Genomic DNA, 13,834 nt, shown 5'->3' with positions numbered 1-13,834 from the left:
CTTATTATGCATATAGTCAAATAAATGTGATTCAGCCATTGATAGAAAAGTGTAAACGAGAGGAAGAGTGACATGCGTGCACTGTTATTGGAACAACAAGACGACCAAACTCTGGCTCATATCAAAGATATCGGCAGCGATCGGTTGCCGGAAGGCGATGTCACCGTCGACATCAACTGGTCAAGCCTGAACTATAAAGATGCGCTGGCGATCACCGGCAAAGGCAAGATCGTGCGCAACTTCCCGATGGTGCCGGGCATCGACTTCGCCGGCACCGTGCGCCACAGCCGCGACGATCGCTTCAAAGAGGGGCAAAGCGTGGTGCTCACCGGTTGGGGAGTGGGCGAACACCATTGGGGCGGCCTGGCCGAGCAGGCGCGCGTCTCCGGTGAGTGGCTGGTGCCGCTGCCGAACGGCCTGGATGAGCGCAAGGCGATGATCATCGGCACCGCCGGCTTTACCGCCATGCTGTGCGTGATGGCGCTGGAAGAAGGCGGCGTACACCCGGACGACGGCGATATCCTGGTCACCGGCGCCAGCGGCGGCGTGGGCAGCACCGCCATCGCCCTGCTGGCGGCGCTGGGTTACCGGGTGACCGCCATCAGCGGCCGCGACAGCAATACCGAGTACCTGAAAGCGCTCGGCGCCAAAGAGGTCATGTCGCGCGATGGCTATATCGACACGCCGCGTCCGCTGGAGAAACAGCTGTGGGCCGGCGCGGTGGACACCGTCGGCGACAAACTGCTGGCGCGGGTGCTGGCGCAGATGAACTATAACGGCACCGTCGCCGCCTGCGGCCTGGCGGGCGGTTATCAACTGCCGACCACCGTGATGCCGTTCATTCTGCGCAACGTGCGCCTGCAGGGCGTGGATTCGGTGCATACGCCGCTGCACCGCCGCCAAACCGCCTGGGAACGGCTGGCCGGTATTCTGCCGGACAGTTTCTATCAGCAAGCCACGCACGAAATCACCCTCGAACAGGCGCCGGCCACCGCCGCCGCGCTGCTGAACAACCAAATCACCGGCCGCACCCTGGTGAAAATCCGCTGACGGACTCCCCCCGGCGACGGGGGGTTCGCCCGCATCTGCGAAATTTCATATTTTCCCGCTCCCGCTCGCTTCCGGCCGGCTTTAGCGCCATGCTTATTTCATGAAGACCCGTCAGTCGCTCGCGGACGGCGGGAATCCGTCGCGGAGAGCATAAGCATGAACAAACACCCGAAATTAACCGAGGCCGACGTCACGCCGGAGAGCGTGTTCCACCAGCGGCGCAAGGTGCTGCAGGCGCTCGGCATCACCGCCGCTACGCTGGCGCTGCCTACCGGCGCGCAGGCGGACCTGCTGTCGTGGTTCAAGGGCAACGATCGCCCCAAGGCGCCGCCGGGCAAAGCGCTGGAATTCAGCAAACCGGCCGCCTGGCAGGCGCAGCTGGCGATGACGCCGGAAGACAAGGTCACCGGCTACAACAACTTCTATGAGTTCGGTCTCGACAAAGCCGATCCGGCCGCCAACGCCGGCGGGCTCAAGACCGAAGGCTGGAAAGTGCGCATCGACGGCGAAGTGGCGAAACCGATCACGCTGGATATCGACGATCTGATGAAGCGTTTCCCGCTGGAACAGCGCATTTACCGCATGCGCTGCGTCGAGGCCTGGTCGATGGTGGTGCCGTGGATCGGTTTCGAACTGGGCAAGCTGCTCAAGCTGGCTGAACCGAACAGCAACGCGCGCTACGTGGCCTTCCAGACGCTGTACGATCCGGAGCAGATGCCCGGCCAGAAAGATCGCTTTATCGGCGGCGGCCTGAAATATCCCTACGTCGAAGGGCTGCGGCTGGACGAGGCGATGCATCCGCTGGCGCTGCTGACCGTCGGCGTGTACGGCAAAACTCTGCCGCCGCAAAACGGCGCGCCGCTGCGGCTGATCACGCCGTGGAAATACGGTTTCAAAGGCATCAAATCGATCGTGCATATCCGTTTGGTACGCGATCAGCCGCCGACCACCTGGAACCAATCCGCGCCGAACGAGTACGGTTTTTACGCCAACGTGAATCCGCACGTCGATCATCCGCGCTGGTCGCAGGCCACCGAGCGCTTTATCGGCTCCGGCGGCATTCTCGACGTCAAACGGCAGCCGACGTTGCTGTTCAACGGCTATGCCGATCAGGTAGCGTCGCTGTATCGCGGCATGGATCTGCGGGAGAATTTCTAAGTGCGCCTGACGCCTGTTCATATCAAATGGCTGAAAGCCGCCCTGCATCTGGCGGCGTTTTTGCCCTTTCTCTGGCTGGTGTTGGCGGTGGATCAAGGCTGGTTCAGCGCCGATCCGTCTAAAGACATCCAGCATTTTACCGGCAGGATGACGCTGAAACTGCTGCTGGCCACGCTGATGATAGCCCCGCTGGCGCGCTACGCCCGGCAGCCGCTGCTGATCCGCTGTCGCCGTCTGGTGGGGCTGTGGTGCTTTGCCTGGGGCACGCTGCACCTGATAAGCTACTCCACGCTGGAGCTGGGACTGAGCAATCTCGGCCTGCTGGGCAGCGAACTGGTGAACCGGCCCTATCTGACGCTCGGCATCCTCACCTGGCTGATCCTGCTGGCGCTGGCGGCCACGTCGACGCTGTGGGCGATGCGCAAGCTGGGTGCCAAATGGCAAACGTTGCACAACTTCGTCTATCTGGCGGCGATCCTCGCCCCCATCCACTACCTGTGGTCGGTCAAAACGTTTTCCCCCCAGCCGTTCATTTACGCGCTGTTAGCGGTGGCGCTGTTGGGCCTGCGTTACAAGAAATTCCGCGCCTGGTGGCGCTGAATCGCGCGGCGGTGCGCGTTATTGGCGCGGAAAAACGCGCGCCGCCGGCGGGAACTTTTTCTGTGTTCCAGCGCTCATATTCCTGTCACGGATCCCCCAGTTCCTCGATTTGGGGTTGAATATCTTCGCTGATAAGACCAGTATTTAGCTGCGAATTGCTACGATATCGTTATAATGCCCGACCTTGTTTCTGTTCTCAGGGTGAATTTGCCCCTTAACAGGTGACAAATCGGTAACATCGGGTTATTTTCTACGATGATGGTTTTATTGCCGGAGATACCAGCACAATGGCGGATAAGTTTCACATTTTGCTTCTGAACGGCCCCAATCTCAATCTGCTGGGGACGCGTGAGCCGGAGAAGTACGGCAGCACGACGCTGACAGAGATTGTTAACGGATTGGAAAACCAGGCATCCGCATTGGATATTACCCTGAGCCATCTGCAATCCAACGCCGAGCATCAGCTGATCGATCGCATTCATCAGGCGCGCGGCAACACCGATTTCATTCTGATAAACCCGGCGGCGTTCACGCATACCAGCGTGGCGCTGCGCGATGCGTTGCTGGCGGTGCAGATCCCGTTCATCGAGATCCACCTGTCCAACGTGCACGCCCGCGAACCTTTCCGCCATCACTCTTATCTCTCAGACGTAGCGGTAGGCGTGATTTGCGGCCTCGGCGCGGATGGCTACGCTTTCGCTTTACAGGCAGCGGTTAACCGTCTGTCGAAAACCCACTAATTGCTCCACAAAAAGAGTACGGAATCACACTCATGGATATTCGTAAAATCAAGAAACTGATCGAACTGGTTGAAGAATCAGGTATTTCTGAACTGGAAATCTCTGAAGGCGAAGAATCGGTTCGCATCAGCCGTGCCGCACCGGCGCAGGCTTATCCCGTCATGCAGCAGGCTTACGCGATGCCGGCACAGCAGCAGCCAGCCCTGGCTACCGCCGTTGCCACCGCGCCTGCGGCAGAAACCCCTGCAGCACCGGCGGCCGTGAGTGGCCATGTCGTTCGTTCCCCAATGGTAGGCACCTTCTACCGCACCCCAAGCCCGGACGCGAAAGCCTTCGTGGAAGTGGGCCAGAAAGTGAACGCCGGCGATACCCTGTGCATCGTTGAAGCCATGAAAATGATGAACCAGATCGAAGCGGACAAGTCCGGCGTCGTGAAAGCCATCCTGGTGGAAAACGGCCAGCCGGTCGAATATGACGAGCCGCTGGTCGTCATCGAATAACGAGGCGCCCCCATGCTTGATAAAATTGTTATCGCCAACCGCGGCGAGATCGCGCTTCGCATCCTGCGTGCCTGTAAAGAATTGGGCATCAAGACCGTTGCGGTTCACTCCGCAGCCGACCGCGATCTGAAACACGTTCTGCTGGCCGACGAGACCGTCTGCATCGGTCCTGCGCCATCGGTAAAAAGCTACCTGAACATCCCGGCCATCATCTCGGCGGCGGAAATCACCGGCGCCGTGGCGATCCACCCGGGCTACGGCTTCCTGTCGGAGAACGCCGACTTCGCCGAGCAGGTTGAACGCTCCGGCTTCATCTTCATCGGCCCGAGAGCCGAAACCATCCGCCTCATGGGCGACAAGGTTTCCGCGATCAACGCCATGAAAAAAGCCGGCGTGCCCTGCGTACCGGGCTCCGACGGCCCGCTGACCGACGACATGGATAAAAACCGTGCCTTCGCCAAGCGCATCGGTTATCCGGTCATCATCAAGGCCTCCGGCGGCGGCGGCGGTCGCGGCATGCGCGTCGTGCGCAGCGACAAAGACCTTGAGCAGTCCATCAACATGACGAAAGCGGAAGCCAAAGCGGCTTTCAACAACGACATGGTGTATATGGAAAAATACCTGGAGAATCCGCGCCACATCGAGATTCAGGTATTGGCCGACGGCCAGGGCAACGCCATCTATCTGGCCGAGCGCGACTGCTCCATGCAGCGCCGCCACCAGAAAGTGGTCGAAGAGGCGCCGGCGCCGGGCATCACCAGCGAAATGCGCCGCTACATCGGCGAGCGCTGCTCGAAAGCCTGTGTGGAAATCGGCTACCGCGGTGCGGGCACCTTCGAGTTCCTGTATGAAAACGGCGAGTTCTATTTCATCGAAATGAACACCCGTATTCAGGTAGAACACCCGGTTACCGAAATGATCACCGGCGTGGATCTGATCAAAGAGCAGCTGCGCATCGCTGCCGGTCAGCCGCTGTCGATCAAACAGGAAGAAGTGAAGATCCACGGCCACGCGGTAGAATGCCGCATCAACGCCGAAGATCCGAACACCTTCCTGCCGAGCCCGGGCAAGATCACACGCTTCCACGCGCCAGGCGGTTTCGGCGTGCGTTGGGAATCTCATATCTACGCCGGTTATACCGTACCGCCGTACTATGACTCCATGATCGGCAAACTGATCACCTTCGGCGAAAACCGTGACGTGGCGATAGCCCGCATGAAAAACGCCTTGGCTGAACTGATCATCGACGGCATCAAAACCAACGTTGAGCTGCAGCAGAAGATCATGAACGACGAAAACTTCCAGCACGGTGGCACCAACATCCACTATCTGGAGAAGAAGCTGGGTCTGCAGGAAACCTAAGGCAGCCACGCAGCATCGTCTGACGAAAGGCCGGTTAATCACCGGCCTTTTTCTTTGGCGCTGCCGCCAGTAACGGCTTGGCAAAACGCCGTCATGCCGTAAAATTCCCTACCTTTGATGAATCCATCACCGTAAACCTATGGGAGACACGGATGGACAAACGCTTTATTCAGGCGCACCGCGAAGCGCGCTGGGCGCTGGGGCTGACGCTGCTCTACCTGCTGGCCTGGGGGCTGGCAGCCTACCTGCCGGACAGCGCCATCGGCGTCACCGGCCTGCCGCACTGGTTCGAAATGGCCTGCCTGCTGGTCCCGCTGCTGTTCACCGGCCTGTGCTGGCTGATGGTGCGCACGGTGTTCCGCGACATTTCGCTGGAGGACAGCGATGCAAACTGAAGTGATCCTGCCGCTGGTCGCCTACCTGTTGCTGGTATTCGGCCTGTCGGTGTATGCCTACAGCCGCCGCCAGAGCGGGAATTTCCTCAGCGAATACTTTCTCGGCAACCGCTCGATGGGCGGCTTTGTGCTGGCGATGACCTTGACCGCCACCTACATCAGCGCCAGTTCGTTTATAGGCGGCCCCGGCGCCGCCTATAAATACGGCCTGGGCTGGGTGCTGCTGGCGATGATCCAGCTACCGGCGGTGTGGCTGTCGCTCGGCGTGCTGGGCAAGAAATTCGCCATCCTGGCGCGGCGCTACAACGCCATCACCCTCAATGACATGCTGTATGGCCGCTACCAGAGCCGCCTGCTGGTGTGGCTGGCCAGCCTCAGTCTGCTGGTGGCGTTCCTCGGCGCCATGACGGTGCAGTTTATCGGTGGCGCCCGCCTGCTGGAGACCGCCGCCGGCATTCCCTACGACACCGGCCTGCTGATCTTCGGCATCAGCATCGCGCTGTACACCGCCTTCGGCGGCTTCCGCGCCAGCGTGCTGAACGACGCCATGCAGGGGCTGGTGATGCTGCTCGGCACCGTACTGCTGCTGGTGGCGGTGATCCACGCCGCCGGTGGGTTGCACAGCGCGGTGGACAAGCTGCAGCAGATCGATCCGGCGCTAGTGTCGCCGCAGGGCGGCGATCAAATCCTCAGCCTGCCGTTTATGGCGTCGTTCTGGATCCTGGTGTGCTTCGGGGTGATCGGCCTGCCGCACACCGCCGTGCGCTGCATCTCTTACAAAGACAGCAAGGCGGTGCATCGCGGCATTCTGCTCGGCACCGTGGTGGTGGCGGTGCTGATGTTCGGCATGCACCTGGCCGGCGCGCTCGGCCGCGCGGTCTTGCCGGACCTCAAGATCCCCGATCAGGTGATCCCGACGCTGATGATCACCGTGCTGCCGCCGTACGCCGCCGGGATCTTTTTGGCGGCGCCGATGGCGGCGATCATGTCGACCATCAACGCCCAGCTGCTGCAATCCTCCGCCACCATCATCAAGGATCTCTATCTGGGCGTACGCCCACAGCAGATCCACAACGAGCGGTTGATCAAGCGCTTCTCCAGCCTGACCACGCTGATCCTCGGTCTGCTGGTGCTGCTGGCGGCCTGGCGGCCGCCAGAGATGATCATCTGGCTCAACCTGCTGGCTTTCGGCGGGTTGGAGGCGGTCTTCCTGTGGCCGCTGGTGCTGGGCCTGTATTGGGAACGCGCCAATGCTCAGGGAGCGCTTAGCTCAATGGTGTCGGGTGCGGTATGCTATACGCTATTGGCCAGCTTCAACCTGCAACCGGCGGGGCTGCATCCTATCGTGCCTTCGCTGTTGCTCAGCCTGTTGGCGTTTTATCTCGGTAACGTCGTCGGCGAAAAGCGCCGGGCGGCGTCATCATTACCCTCTTAAAGAGAATTGCTATGCCTTGGATCCAACTCAAACTGAACACCACCGGCAGCCAGGCGGAAGACCTGAGCGACGCGCTGGTGGAAAGCGGCGCCGTGTCGGTGACCTTCCAGGACACCCACGACAACCCGGTGTTCGAACCGCTGCCGGGTGAAACCCTGCTGTGGGGCGATACCGACGTGATCGGCCTGTACGACGCCGAAACCGATATGGCCGAGGTGGTGGCGATGCTGGAACAGCACCCGCTGCTGGGCGCCGGTTTCCGCCACAAGATAGAACAGCTGGAAGACAAGGACTGGGAGCGCGAGTGGATGGACAACTTCCACCCGATGCGCTTCGGTGAGCGCTTGTGGATCTGCCCGAGCTGGCGCGACGTTCCCGATCCCGACGCGGTTAACGTGATGCTCGATCCGGGCCTGGCGTTCGGCACCGGCACCCACCCGACCACCGCGCTGTGTCTGCAGTGGCTGGACGGCCTCGATTTGGCGGGCAAAACCGTCATCGACTTCGGCTGCGGTTCCGGCATCCTGGCAATCGCCGCGCTGAAGCTGGGTGCGGCGCGCGCTATCGGCATCGACATCGATCCCCAGGCCATTCAGGCCAGCCGCGACAACGCACAGCGTAACGGCGTTTCAGAGCGTCTGGAGCTGTATCTGCCGAAAGACCAGCCGGCGGACCTGCTGGCGGACGTGGTGGTCGCCAACATCCTCGCCGGCCCGCTGCGCGAGCTGGCGCCGCTGATTGGTTGCCTGCCGAAGGCCGGCGGTCATCTGGGGCTGTCCGGCGTGCTGGCCAGCCAGGCGAGCAGCGTAGCGGAAGCCTACGAAGAGAAGTTCACGCTCGATCCGGTCGCCGAGCGCGAAGAGTGGTGCCGTATCACCGGCCGCCGCAAGTAAGCGTCACGGTCTATTGCCCCCTCATCCACCGGCCCTGCGCCGGTGGATTTTTTTTGTCCGGCGATCGCCAGACGGACGAGACAAAATTTTATGCAATTTTTTGCCGTTCAACGACGGATCGCCCTGACAATGCGCCTTCCAGACAGGCTATACCAGCAAAAATAGCGGGCGAATGCAGATAATATTCTGCACAAAGGCGAATATTTTGCCGCACACAAAATAAGCACTTTTCGTCAACTCATTGTAAAATATATATAATATTTTTATGAATCGCCGCGTAGCGCATTTTTCGCCCTAATACAGGGCCAATTGGTTAAAGTTTGGCCTTTCATCTCGACGCAAAAATGCGTAATATACGCGCCCTTGCGGACACAGTATGGTCACTCTTTGTCTATGCGCATTGGACACCACCAGCTTACTAATTGCCTGATTGCGGCCCCGATGGCCGGTATTACAGATCGCCCGTTCAGAACCCTCTGTCATGCAATGGGTGCTGGGATGGCTGTATCCGAAATGCTCTCCTCCAACCCGGAGGTGTGGCGGACGGATAAGTCGCGTCTGCGTATGGTGCATAGCGATGAACCAGGGATCCGCTCCGTGCAGATTGCCGGATGCGATCCTGATGATATGGCCGCCGCCGCGCGTATCAACGTGGCCAGCGGCGCGCAGATCATCGATATCAATATGGGATGCCCGGCCAAAAAAGTGAACCGGAAGCTTGCCGGGTCCGCTTTGTTGCAGTACCCGGATCTGGTTAAACGGATCCTCCACGCGGTGGTTGACGCAGTGGATGTGCCGGTAACGCTGAAGATTCGCACCGGCTGGGCGCCAGAGCATCGTAACTGTGTAGAGATTGCCCAACTGGCCGAAGACTGTGGTATTCAGGCCCTGACGATTCACGGCCGAACCCGCGCCTGTCTGTTTAACGGCAACGCGGAATACGACAGCATTCGGGCAGTTAAGCAGAGTGTTTCCATTCCGATTATCGCGAATGGGGATATTACTGACCCGCATAAAGCCAGAGCAGTGCTCGACTACACCGGGGCCGATGCCCTGATGATAGGCCGCGCTGCTCAGGGGAGACCCTGGATCTTCCGGGAAATCCAGCATTATCTGGACACTGGGGAGTTGCTGCCGCCGCTGCCGCTTGGCGAGGTGAAGCGCTTGTTGATTGGGCACATTCGGGAATTGCACGGCTTTTATGGCCAAGGCAAGGGATTCCGGATTGCTCGTAAGCACGTGTCCTGGTATCTCCAGGAACACGCTCCGAATGACCAGTTTCGGCGCACATTCAACGCCATAGAGGATGCCAGCGAACAGCTGGAGGCGTTGGAGGCATATTTCGAAAATCTTAGCGTAAAAAAAGAGCTGACAGAACTATGTTCGAACAACGCGTAAATTCTGACGTACTGACCGTTTCTACCGTTAACTCACAAGATCAGGTGACTCAAAAGCCTCTGCGTGACTCGGTTAAACAAGCACTGAAGAACTATTTTGCTCAACTGAACGGTCAAGACGTAAATGACCTGTATGAGCTGGTACTGGCTGAAGTTGAACAGCCACTGTTGGACATGGTGATGCAATACACCCGTGGCAACCAAACCCGCGCAGCCCTGATGATGGGCATCAACCGCGGCACGCTGCGCAAGAAGCTGAAAAAATACGGCATGAACTGATACTAGTCAGTTAACGTGTTGAAAAGGCGCTTTATCTCATTTGATAAGCGCCTTTTTCTTTGTCTGATTTATGCCTACATTGGCGGGGCTTTGCGCGGAATGCGCTTATCAATATATCCGGCAATGAAATAGCAAATACCCGCCACGGCCGCGACCATCACGGAGCGCTTCCACCCGTCCAACTCCACACCCAGGCTATCCAGCCCGCTCAACACCCCAAACACCAGCAGACCCAAGATAACCGATGCTCTGCCTGTCCAGGTTGGTGAGGGTGTCAATAAACGCCTTACCCAGTGGGATCTCATAGAGCTTCCTCCTTGCTTACGATTGAGTCGCCAATCGATGAAGAATACTCTCACGTTTTACTCGGGGCGACAAAGCGGGGGCATAGGCTCTGGTTTGCGGGCAATAAAAAAGGCCGCAGCGCGGCCCTTGGGGTAAAGCGGAGACCTTATTCGGTCGCTTTGTTCTTGAGGCTTTCCGCCCCTTGCTTGGTCTTGTCCCAAGCCTTCTCCGTACCCTGTTTGGTGGAGTGCCAGGCCTTTTGCGAGCCTTCGCTCACTTTGCTGCCGACGCTGTCGCTCTTGCCTTCGGCGGCGTGCTTGGCTTTCAGCTTCAGCTCTTCACCCTTGTCCTGAGACTGGTGCAGCTTTTCTTTGGCGGTATCCGCCCCTTTATGCGCCTCAGCGACGACCTCGTTGCTGGCATGAGCGGCGGTGTCGGTCGCAGTTTCAGCAGCGAACACCGGGGAAGCGAGCAGCAGTGCAGACAAGGCAATGATTGATTTCTTCATAAGTCCCTCTTTTCTCAGATACGTGCCATTCGTCATGAAACAAGATGGCATGAAATGCCCCTTGAACGATTTAAGAATAGGACTAAAACCAAAAAAATCGATACAAAATTTTATTACCAACGGTTTTATTGATTTTTTATGCCACCAAGCAGTATGAGCGGGGGAAAGCGCACGAAAAAGTTAAATTTTTCCTGTCACAAAACTATAATTTGTACGAATTTTTAACAAGCACCAACAGGGATGGATTCTATGGTTGCCGCGATCATTATCGGCATTTTTATCATCAGCTTCCTCTACGCACACTCCCGCGGCAAAGAGAAACAAAAGCTTACCCGCCAACTGTTCGATCACTCCACCTTTATGGGGCCGATCAACATGTTTATGACCGGCTTCTCCCGTTTGCCCGCCAAACAGCCCTATTTCGACGAAAAAGGCTTCCCGGAGCTGCAGACGCTGACCGACAACTGGCAGGTGATCCGCGAGGAAGCGGTGCGCTTGCAGGATCACATCAAAAAGGCGCAGTCGCACAACGACGCCGGATTCAACACCTTCTTCAAGCGCGGCTGGAAACGTTTTTATCTGAAGTGGTACAGCGACAGCCACCCTTCGGCGCAAACGCTGTGCCCGAAAACCGTCGAGCTGCTCAACCGCATCCCGTCGGTCAAGGCCGCGATGTTCGCCGAGCTGCCGCCCGGCAGCCATTTAGGTAAACACCGCGATCCTTACGCCGGCTCGGTGCGCTACCATCTGGGGCTGATGACGCCCAACGACGATCGCTGCTTCATCGAGGTCGATGGCGAGCAGCACAGTTGGCGTGACGGCGAGGCGGTGATCTTTGATGAAACCTACGTGCACTGGGCGCAGAACGCCACCGATCAGACGCGCATCATTCTGTTTTGCGACGTCGAACGGCCGATGAAATGGCGCTGGGCGCAGGCGGTCAACCACTGGGTCGGCGCCACGCTGATGTCGGCAGCCAGCTCGCCGAACGACGATCAGGACCGCACCGGCGGCATCAACCGCATCTTCAAGTACGTCAACGCAGTGCGCGATGCCGGCCAACGCCTGAAAGCGCGCAACCGCCGTGGTTACTACCTGCTGAAGTGGCTGGTGATCGTCGCTATTTTCGCCGCCATCATCCTCCCCAGCCTGTAAACCGTCGCCAATCGTCAACACAGGGGCAACGCGAATGAGAATATTCGCATGCCCCTCTTCCGCCACACCCCGTACCCTGTGTTAACATACACGTTCCTAGAGCCGCCTCCGCTGGCCAACAGCTATCCCTCCGAAGCCTGATAGCAGCGCAAACCGCCCTTCGAATGTAAATGTTTAGTCAATTATGGAATTCCGACTAAACCCTGGCCGTACCTGGGTGTCTGAGTAGTCGTATCGCTATCGAGTGGAACCTTTATATGCGTTACAGCTTGCTGCCCCTTTTAACGTATAAAAAGAGTTTCTATGAAATCAGCCAAAGCATTTCAACTGGCCTTGCTGCACCCGCGCTACTGGTTAACCTGGTTCGGCCTCGCCCTGCTGTTCCTGCTGGTCCAGCTCCCCTACCCGTTGCTCAATCGGCTGGGAGTGTGGATGGGGCGTACCTCGATGCGATTTCTCAAACGCCGCGTCACCATCACTCGTCGCAACCTCGAGCTGTGTTTCCCCGAGATGGACGAAGCGCAGCGCGAGCGCAAGGTGGTGGGCAACTTCGAATCGCTCGGCATGGGCCTGTTGGAAACCGGCATGGCCTGGTTCTGGTCGGATAAACGCGTCAAACGCTGGTTCAACGTCTCCGGCATCAACCACCTCAAAATGGCGCAGCGCGACGATCGCGGCGTGCTGGTGATCGGCGTGCACTTCATGTCGCTGGAGCTGGGCGGCCGGGCAATGGGCCTGTGCCAGCCGATGATGGCGATGTACCGTCCGCACAACAATAAAGCGATGGAGTGGGCGCAGACCAAAGGCCGCATGCGTTCCAACAAGGCGATGATCGACCGCAAAGATCTGCGTGGCATGGTGCACGCGCTCAAGCGCGGCGAGGCGGTATGGTTCGCGCCGGATCAGGACTACGGCCCGCGCGGCAGCGTATTCGCCCCGCTGTTCGCCGTCGATCAGGCCGCTACCACCAGCGGCACCTTTATGCTGGCGCGCATGGCCAACCCGGCGCTGGTGCCGGTAGTGCTGATCCGCCGCGAAGGCGGCCGCGGCTACGACCTGCTGATCCAGCCGGCCCTGGAAGACTATCCACTCAGCGACGAACAGGCGGCGGCGGCTTACATGAACAAAGTGATCGAGAAAGAGATCATGCGAGCGCCGGAGCAATACATGTGGCTGCACCGCCGTTTCAAAACCCGACCGGCTGGTGCGCCCTCGCTGTACTGACCTTTTTTTTCAGCCCGGCCAATGCCGGGCTTTTTTGTGCGCCACTTTTAAAAAACGGCGGCTCGACACTCTACTTTCCTGTAATCTCCTTCTTTACCCGCACAGGAACGGAAATGATGAAAGCTCAAGTTCGCATTGCTCTGGTCGGTGATTACAACCCGCAAGCCGTGGCCCATCAGGCCATCCCCGTGGCGCTCCAGCTCACCGCCGCCCATCTCGATATTGACGTGCAGCCCCAGTGGCTACCGACCGAAACCTTGATCTCCCCCGAAACGCTGCAAAATTTCGACGCCATCTGGGTGGTGCCAGGCAGCCCGTATCGTTACGACGACGGCGCCTTTATGGCGATCCGTCATGCGCGGGAAAACGACGTGCCGTTCCTCGGCTCCTGCGGTGGTTTTCAATACGCCATCGTCGAATACGCCCGCAACGTGATGGGCTGGCACGACGCCGGCCATGCGGAAACCGACAGCGGTGGCCGGCTGGTGATCGCCCCGCTGAGTTGCTCGCTGGTGGAAAAAACCGGCGACATCGTTTTTCAGCCCGACACCCGCGTCGCACAGGCCTACGGCAGCCTGAACACCCATGAAGGCTACCACTGCAACTTTGGCGTGAATCCGGAATTCGTCGCCGATCTTGAGCGCTTCCCGCTGATCATCAGCGGCCACGACAGCGAAGGCGACGTGCGCGCCATCGAACTGCCGGGCCGGCGTTTTTACGTCGCCACGCTGTTCCAGTCGGAACGCGCCGCGCTGCGCGGCGAGCTTTCACCGCTGGTGGTGGAACTCGTCAAAACAGCCGCCAACGGGTAAAAAAAAGCCCTCCTGCGAGGGCTTCATTGACAAGCAACGCG

General features: G+C 58.9%; 15 protein-coding genes. 14 read left to right on the top strand and 1 reads right to left on the bottom strand.

The window, feature by feature from the left end; all coding sequences use genetic code 11:
- Positions 1-72: 72 nt before the first annotated feature.
- From acuI to fis, 11 genes are all read left to right on the top strand, one after another.
- Entirely contained in the window at positions 73-1,050 is a 978-nt protein-coding gene (gene acuI / locus QMZ29_RS20015; RefSeq protein WP_021505125.1) for an acrylyl-CoA reductase (NADPH), read from the top strand.
- A gap of 156 nt (positions 1,051-1,206) precedes the next feature.
- On the top strand, positions 1,207-2,208 hold the full coding sequence (msrP, locus tag QMZ29_RS20010; RefSeq protein WP_025304423.1) for a protein-methionine-sulfoxide reductase catalytic subunit MsrP: 1,002 nt from the start codon (positions 1,207-1,209) through the stop codon (positions 2,206-2,208).
- A complete protein-coding gene (gene msrQ / locus QMZ29_RS20005) occupies positions 2,209-2,808 on the top strand; it encodes a protein-methionine-sulfoxide reductase heme-binding subunit MsrQ (protein ID WP_004936895.1) in 600 nt (199 codons plus the stop codon).
- A 287-nt stretch (positions 2,809-3,095) separates the two neighbouring features.
- The gene (gene aroQ, locus QMZ29_RS20000; RefSeq protein ID WP_004936891.1) at positions 3,096-3,548 is read left to right on the top strand and encodes a type II 3-dehydroquinate dehydratase; all 453 of its coding nucleotides are present in this window, start codon (positions 3,096-3,098) and stop codon (positions 3,546-3,548) included.
- Positions 3,549-3,580: 32 nt separating this feature from the next.
- Positions 3,581-4,048: an acetyl-CoA carboxylase biotin carboxyl carrier protein gene (accB, locus tag QMZ29_RS19995; protein ID WP_004936889.1), complete on the top strand. Its 468-nt coding sequence runs from the start codon at positions 3,581-3,583 to the stop codon at positions 4,046-4,048.
- Positions 4,049-4,060: 12 nt separating this feature from the next.
- The gene (accC, locus tag QMZ29_RS19990) at positions 4,061-5,410 is read left to right on the top strand and encodes an acetyl-CoA carboxylase biotin carboxylase subunit (protein ID WP_019453177.1); all 1,350 of its coding nucleotides are present in this window, start codon (positions 4,061-4,063) and stop codon (positions 5,408-5,410) included.
- Positions 5,411-5,562: 152 nt separating this feature from the next.
- On the top strand, positions 5,563-5,805 hold the full coding sequence (locus QMZ29_RS19985; protein WP_025304424.1) for a YhdT family protein: 243 nt from the start codon (positions 5,563-5,565) through the stop codon (positions 5,803-5,805).
- Positions 5,795-7,240, top strand: a complete 1,446-nt coding sequence (panF, locus tag QMZ29_RS19980) for a sodium/pantothenate symporter (protein ID WP_049208301.1) — start codon at positions 5,795-5,797, stop codon at positions 7,238-7,240. The genes QMZ29_RS19985 and panF overlap by 11 nt, the downstream gene beginning before the upstream one ends.
- Positions 7,241-7,251: 11 nt before the next feature.
- Positions 7,252-8,133, top strand: a complete 882-nt coding sequence (gene prmA / locus QMZ29_RS19975) for a 50S ribosomal protein L11 methyltransferase (protein WP_016930246.1) — start codon at positions 7,252-7,254, stop codon at positions 8,131-8,133.
- A gap of 393 nt (positions 8,134-8,526) precedes the next feature.
- On the top strand, positions 8,527-9,531 hold the full coding sequence (dusB, locus tag QMZ29_RS19970) for a tRNA dihydrouridine synthase DusB (RefSeq protein WP_025304426.1): 1,005 nt from the start codon (positions 8,527-8,529) through the stop codon (positions 9,529-9,531).
- A complete protein-coding gene (fis, locus tag QMZ29_RS19965) occupies positions 9,513-9,809 on the top strand; it encodes a DNA-binding transcriptional regulator Fis (protein ID WP_000462905.1) in 297 nt (98 codons plus the stop codon). The genes dusB and fis overlap by 19 nt, the downstream gene beginning before the upstream one ends.
- Before the next feature lie 451 nt (positions 9,810-10,260).
- On the opposite strand, the gene QMZ29_RS19960 is transcribed toward fis, so the two are convergent.
- A complete protein-coding gene (locus tag QMZ29_RS19960; RefSeq protein WP_016930249.1) occupies positions 10,261-10,602 on the bottom strand; it encodes a KPN_00521 family repetitive protein in 342 nt (113 codons plus the stop codon).
- A gap of 249 nt (positions 10,603-10,851) precedes the next feature.
- Between QMZ29_RS19960 and lpxO the strand changes: the two genes are divergently transcribed.
- From lpxO to QMZ29_RS19945, 3 genes are all read left to right on the top strand, one after another.
- A complete protein-coding gene (gene lpxO / locus QMZ29_RS19955; RefSeq protein WP_025304427.1) occupies positions 10,852-11,757 on the top strand; it encodes a lipid A hydroxylase LpxO in 906 nt (301 codons plus the stop codon).
- A gap of 303 nt (positions 11,758-12,060) precedes the next feature.
- The gene (gene lpxP, locus QMZ29_RS19950; RefSeq protein ID WP_016930250.1) at positions 12,061-12,981 is read left to right on the top strand and encodes a kdo(2)-lipid IV(A) palmitoleoyltransferase; all 921 of its coding nucleotides are present in this window, start codon (positions 12,061-12,063) and stop codon (positions 12,979-12,981) included.
- 113 nt (positions 12,982-13,094) lie between these two features.
- On the top strand, positions 13,095-13,793 hold the full coding sequence (locus QMZ29_RS19945; RefSeq protein WP_169540440.1) for a CTP synthase C-terminal region-related (seleno)protein: 699 nt from the start codon (positions 13,095-13,097) through the stop codon (positions 13,791-13,793).
- Positions 13,794-13,834 lie beyond the last annotated feature (41 nt).

It is taken from the genome of Serratia sp. PF-27 (assembly GCF_030053255.1).
GTDB lineage: Bacteria > Pseudomonadota > Gammaproteobacteria > Enterobacterales > Enterobacteriaceae > Serratia > Serratia bockelmannii.
The sequence above is the reverse complement of the archived record's forward strand: the minus strand, read 5'-3'. Positions and strand labels throughout refer to the sequence as shown.